General features: G+C 47.2%; 6 protein-coding genes. 1 reads left to right on the top strand and 5 read right to left on the bottom strand.

What is annotated here, in order from left to right:
- Positions 1-116: 116 nt before the first annotated feature.
- From D9Y29_RS15875 to D9Y29_RS15890, 4 genes are all read right to left on the bottom strand, one after another.
- On the bottom strand, positions 117-1,289 hold the full coding sequence (locus tag D9Y29_RS15875) for a FecR family protein (protein ID WP_127129903.1): 1,173 nt from the start codon (positions 1,287-1,289) through the stop codon (positions 117-119).
- Between the two features lie 78 nt (positions 1,290-1,367).
- The gene (locus D9Y29_RS15880) at positions 1,368-1,964 is read right to left on the bottom strand and encodes an RNA polymerase sigma factor (protein ID WP_127129905.1); all 597 of its coding nucleotides are present in this window, start codon (positions 1,962-1,964) and stop codon (positions 1,368-1,370) included.
- A 175-nt stretch (positions 1,965-2,139) separates the two neighbouring features.
- Complete coding sequence (locus D9Y29_RS15885; RefSeq protein WP_127129907.1) at positions 2,140-3,324, bottom strand: thiolase family protein; 1,185 nt, start codon at positions 3,322-3,324, stop codon at positions 2,140-2,142.
- Positions 3,325-3,577: 253 nt separating this feature from the next.
- On the bottom strand, positions 3,578-4,090 hold the full coding sequence (locus tag D9Y29_RS15890; protein WP_127129909.1) for a GNAT family N-acetyltransferase: 513 nt from the start codon (positions 4,088-4,090) through the stop codon (positions 3,578-3,580).
- An 82-nt stretch (positions 4,091-4,172) separates the two neighbouring features.
- On the opposite strand from D9Y29_RS15890, the gene D9Y29_RS15895 reads away from it, so the two are divergent.
- Positions 4,173-5,066, top strand: coding sequence for a hypothetical protein (locus tag D9Y29_RS15895; RefSeq protein WP_127129911.1), 894 nt, complete (start codon positions 4,173-4,175; stop codon positions 5,064-5,066).
- Positions 5,067-5,144: 78 nt separating this feature from the next.
- Here D9Y29_RS15895 and D9Y29_RS15900 read toward each other — a convergent pair whose 3' ends face one another.
- Positions 5,145-5,867, bottom strand: coding sequence for a YgaP-like transmembrane domain (locus D9Y29_RS15900; RefSeq protein WP_127129913.1), 723 nt, complete (start codon positions 5,865-5,867; stop codon positions 5,145-5,147).
- Between the last annotated feature and the right edge of the window lie 157 nt (positions 5,868-6,024).

Below are 6,024 nucleotides of genomic sequence, written 5' to 3' on the forward strand. Positions count from 1 at the left end.
CTGCCGAATATTTGTTTATGGGATCAGCTCAAATGTTTACCGGGAATGTCTCCAGCATTTCCGGTTCTTTTTTAAGCTTATCCTCCGGATCAGGTATGCATAAGTTGAACGATTGTTTATTTACGGTAAATATGTAAAGTGCGTCCTTCCAGTTTTGCATGGATGCCAAACCCGGTGAGGAAACGAATAATCCCGGAAAGCTTCACTTCCCTGTCCATCCCTCCCCTGAATGTTACATCAGGAACAGGCCCATCGTATTTTATATCGATATCATACCAGCGTTCCAGTTGTTTCATAACTTCAGGAAGCGGCATATTATCGAAATTGAAAAAGCCATTCTTCCAGGCCATCACCTTTTGAATATCCACTGTATTGATTAGCTGCGGCTCGGCAGTATTACCGGGTGCCAGGGATACCCATGCCTGCTGGCCTGGTTTCATGATTACAGATTTTCCAGCCCTGATCCTGATACTTCCGTCAATCAGTGTGGTCAATATCTTTCCTTCATCTGCATAAGCATTGATATTGAAACTGGTGCCCAGTACTTCCACTGTTTCATTTCCTGTTTCAACAATAAAAGGATGTAATTGGTCCTGCTTCACTTCCAGGTAAACCTCTCCGGTTATTTTAACCGGTCTGTTCTTTCCGGTGAAAGCTGTTGGAAAGATGATGGAAGATGCTGCGTTCAACCATGCCCGTGTGCCATCGGGTAAAGTGATCTTGAACTGACCTCCGCGGGGTGTGGAAAGCTCATTCATGCCGGCAGTGGCAGTATTACCGGTTTGGAAAGAAAGACTGCCATCCTCTGCCGGTGCGGCGGTAATGCTGCTCTCCGCGGAAAGCCTTTGAAGGCCGGCGCTATCTAGCAGGATTGTTGAGCCGTCGGACAGCGTAAGCGTGGCAATATCCCTGGCTGGCTGAATTTCCGCTGCGGATTGTATTGTTTGTTCAGCCAACTGCTGTTGTTCCGTGGGTTTCAGCCAGAGGTAAAATGCTGCAGCCAGCAACACCACCAGTGAAGCAGCCGCAGCATAGTAGTATTTCACAGGAGTTTTCTTTGGCGTTATGCCAACAACATTTTCAAGAAGATGATTGCGCATCCTGCCCAGGTTGATTTCAGGCGTTTCCATAGCGGCAAACTCAAGGGCAATCGTATTGTCAAGCAATTCGTCCAGCCATTGTTCATAGGGCTGCTGCTGACAATAGTCCCTGAATTGTTGCAGCTCACCTGGCCCCATCCGGTCTTCCAGGAATGCTTGATATAAGGAATAGAATTGTACTTTGTCCATCTTAGATAAAGGCAGGGAATTCAGCCTGCCTATATACGGACACAGAAATTGTATCCAGGTATGCAATGAAATGGAAAATTATTTTGTGCCGAGATAAACCAGCAGCACATGGAGCAATAAAGGATGTTTCCGGCCAAGGTATTCCCGGATGATCACGAGGGAGCGGAAAATGTAGCTTTTTACAGAAATTTTTGAAAGTCCCAGGCGCGCAGCGATCTCATCATGACTGAGCCCTTCCACCCTGCTCAGGGTAAAAACTTTGTGGAGTTGAGCAGGCAGTTGCGCTACGGCCTCGTCCAGCGCAGATTCCAGTTCCCTGAACTCCAGTTTGTCTTGCGCCGAAGCGGCAGATTCGCGGAAATAGCCAGTGAGGAAAGTTTCATTTTCCGGCGACAATACTTTTTTCCTCAAATAATTCCTGAGCAGGTTTTTGGAAACGGTATTCAGGAATGCTTTGAAATGCTGAACGGTAGCCAGTTTCTCCCTGTTAACCCATAAGCGGGTAAAAATTTCCTGCGTTAGGTCCTCGGCCATTGCCGGGTCCTTGGTGAATTTCAGTGAGAGATAATAAACGTGTTTGGAGTAGAAATCGAATATCCTGGTATAGGCAGCCGCATCCCCTGCAGCAATTTGCTGCAATAACTGTTGCTCATTGTATAATATGATTTCGGACAATCCGGGGAACTGGGTCTGTAAACAAAAATGGTGAACGGGGAAGGTTCAATGGAATGGCGTCAGTTGTAAATATAGAAGGTTATATACAATTTGCCTGCAAATATTGCCTGAAAATGAAAATGGGTATCCCAACAATAATTGAGATACCCATTTGTATAAGATTCCATTTTTTTATTTACACGTTCTCGATCACCATCGCGCTTGCGCCGCCGCCGCCATTGCAGATGCCTGCTGCACCGTACTTCGCTTTGTTCTGTTTCAGTACATTGATCAGCGTAACGATGATCCTTGCGCCGCTGGCGCCTAATGGATGGCCAATACTCACTGCGCCGCCATTCACGTTCACTCGGGAAGGGTCCAGTTTCATGCGTTTGGTGTTCTCGATCCCAACTACAGCAAATGCTTCGTTGAGTTCGAAATAGCTGATGTCTTCCATCTTCAGTCCGGCTTTAGCCACTGCTTTGGGAACAGCGATCGCAGGCGTGGTAGTGAACCACTCGGGAGCCTGCTCTGCATCTGCATAAGACACCACTTTGGCGATGGGTTTCAATCCCAGTGCATCTGCTTTTTCCTTACTCATCAGCACCAGTGCTGCCGCGCCATCATTCATCGTGGAAGCATTGGCGGCAGTAACGGTCCCATCTTTCTGGAATGCAGGTTTCAGATCAGGGATCTTATCGAATTTCACATTGAAGGGTTCTTCGTCTTTTGCAAAGATCTCGGGATCGCCTTTGCGGGAAGGGATGGAAACGGAGACCACTTCTTCTGTGAACTTACCCTCATTCCATGCCGCCTGTGAACGCTTGTAGCTCTCGATGGCGAACGCATCCTGGTCCTGGCGACTGATACCACAATCGCGCGCGCAGAGCTCGGCTGCATTACCCATCGCTTTACCATCATATACATCGGTTAGACCGTCTTTTGCAAGACCATCGATCAGATTTGTATTACCATATTTGTTACCCCAGCGCAGGTTCTCCACGTAAAAGGGAACATTGCTCATGCTTTCCATGCCACCGGCAACAACAATATCCGCATCGCCCAGGGCAATGCTCTGTGCCGCCTGTGAAATAGCTTTCATGCCGCTGGCGCAAACTTTGTTCACTGTTGTGCAGTTCACTTCGTTTGGAAGTCCGGCGAACTTCGCTGCCTGGCGGGCAGGCGCCTGTCCTAAATTGGCCTGGATCACAGAGCCCATCAGTACATCCTGCACCTGTTCAGCTTTTACACCCGCTTTTTCAAGTGCGCCTTTGATGGCAAAAGCGCCCAATTGGGTAGCAGTAAAATCCTTGAGTTTTCCGCCGAAACTGCCGATGGGAGTACGTACAGCCGCAATAATATACACTTCGCGTTTATTCATATACAGAGCTTTATAAATGCTTTTGAAGGTTTACGATTTGGTTGGCAAAGGCCAAAGATAATTATTTTCACTAACAGTTGTTAGTGATGTTTCAGAGAGCTGGCAGTTGATCGCCTCCAGGCGAGTGACTTCTATTTGTTCGCCTCCGGCGAACACTGTGTCGCCGGAGGCGACGGAATAGCACTCACTCGCCAGAGGCGAGCGAGTGGGCTCCCGACACTTAATGGCCCCTTTTAGTCAGTTCTGTATTTCGTTAATATCCCGGGCTCAGGTACCAATCATACCGCTGCTCTATCACCGGTTTTCCGAAAGCGCCGGAAGGCTTTTCTTCTGTAAGTGTAAAACCGTAACGGGTATATAATGAAGCGGCAGCCGGTAGTTCACTGGTTGTCCAGAGATAAGAATGTTCATATCCTTTTTCTTCCAGCCATTGCATATAATCTTCCATCAGTTTCTTGCCGAGTCCTATACCGCGATACGGCGCCAGGAGCAAATAATAACGAAGCTGTGACGATTTCTCACCGCGATGCATCAGCAGCATAAACCCTACCATCTTTCCTTCGTCTTCAACGATCCAGACCTTATCGCGCTGCGGATCATATTGCTGGTAGAACTCCGCCAGCCCGGCTGCAACATAAGATTCGAATGCAACACCATAATTGTATTCTTCAGCATAGAGGATGCCATGAAGATGGATAACGGAACCAAGATCACCTGGTCGAAGGTCGTGGCGGATACTCAGGTTGGATGGGATAACAGGTTTCATATTATTTATTATTGCTCTGCACGCGCCCGGATTTACCTGCAATGTATCGATTCTTTAGGTAGATTTGTTCAAAACCTTACCGATGCCAGGGACTGCTAAAATGTTGCTCCTTCAGTTAATATCGATTTCCATTCCACTTTTTTCTTTGTCGCAACAACTATCACTCACCCGGCAATACAAGGCCGGAGAAACTTATCGTTATCGCATGACCACCGATGTTATACATAATGGTAAATGGCAAAGTTCCATCATTGCTGTTTGTGAACTTACAGTGGTAATGGACAGCGCCAATATCCCTTACGATGAAATAAAATGGATTTCTAAAAAAGTGTACACGGCCCGGGACACTACAGATCATACCGATGAGATCCGCAATACTTCCCCGTATCGTATTTCATTGCACAAAAATGGAAAACTGGACTTACCCGTAATACAGGATGCGGGCATGACCGGTGAGATCACAGACTTCAATACTTTTTTTGTTGCCATTAGTCCAAAGCTCGGAATTAATGAGCTGCACAAGCCGCAGGATATATTCTACAAACCCGAACGGGTAAAAGGTAATTTCTCCAATGGCAAAGACATTCTCAGGGGAGAAGATTGTCTAACGGTGACCAATACCCTGCTCAGAACAGATTATGCTCATGCATGGATCAAAACAGAATTCAAGGCTCCTGCCGATACCTGTCTTAGCTTCTACTCTTCAGATATGAAGCAACCGGTAACCGGGGACACCATCAATAATTTCCAGATGGTACGGTTTGCAGGCCCAGGCAAAGTGAACCTCTTCTATGGTAAGGAGGTATTCACCATTGCCAGTACGTTGGACCTGAAAGACGGCAGACTAAAAGCAGCCGCCATGAACAACACGCTCCGTCTGAATCTGAAACTGAATTGTAATACAGATTATACTGATTGTCAGAATAGTTTTCCATTCACCATTCAACGGAATGTTCAACTGGAACTGGTAAGATGAATTACAGTGCTATGGATTTTTCCCGGGGTGCAGCTCTCATGTGGCTGCAGAGTTTATGATCATAAACCTTTCTATTTCTTACCACACAACATTTTCGATCCTGTCCTTGAAGCCTGCAATTTCTTCCTGCACCACTTTCCTGAATGAAGGGTTGAGTGCGCTGGCTATCACAACACCGATATCACCTGCCGGCGGCCTGTAGGTAATGATCACTTTTACCTGCGTTCGTCCCGGGCCGGCATCCATGAATTCCACTTTTCCTGCATTTTCCATGGGAGCGCCTTCTGTTGAAACCCATCCGATCAGGAAGCCCGGAACATCTTTCACGATCTCTGCATCCCAGATCAAACGGCCAAAGCCAGGCAGGTCTGCACTCCAGGTGGAATTGATCTCATCATGTTCCTGCACCCGGATCAGGTGTTTCATGAAAAGCGGGAGATTTTCCAGTTTGCGCCAGAAAGCATATACATCTTCTCTCGCTTTCTCCACAACTACGGAACTGCGCACGGTCATGGCTTTTGTTCTGTGTACATTTTCCGTTTTACCCATTGCCTTATACACCGGACAGGTACCGGATGCTCCCCTGTACAGCAAGAAACCGCCGATGAGGGTTTTGAGCAAACCGCCTACGGGGTGTTTGGCAATACCGGACAAGCCGTTGTACAGCAGGAACCCACCTGCAACACCAGATATTACACGCTCCGTGTCACCAACATTGATCACGTGTTCCTTTCTGTCGTAATCATGGGACTCTTCTGATTCATGCCAGTTGGCAGACATTGATTTTGTCTCATGCTTCATAATCGGATTGTTTGGTTTGATTGTATCATATGTATCATACCAAAATCCTGCCTGCTTTTCTGACTGATAAAATGTGGCATGCAGTGCACAAATCCGTGGAGTGTGGGCAGTCGCTCGCCTCCGGCCTACGGTGTACCCACATCTTTTTGTTTAGCTT

Source organism: Pseudoflavitalea rhizosphaerae, assembly GCF_003991355.1.
Taxonomy (GTDB): domain Bacteria; phylum Bacteroidota; class Bacteroidia; order Chitinophagales; family Chitinophagaceae; genus Pseudobacter; species Pseudobacter rhizosphaerae.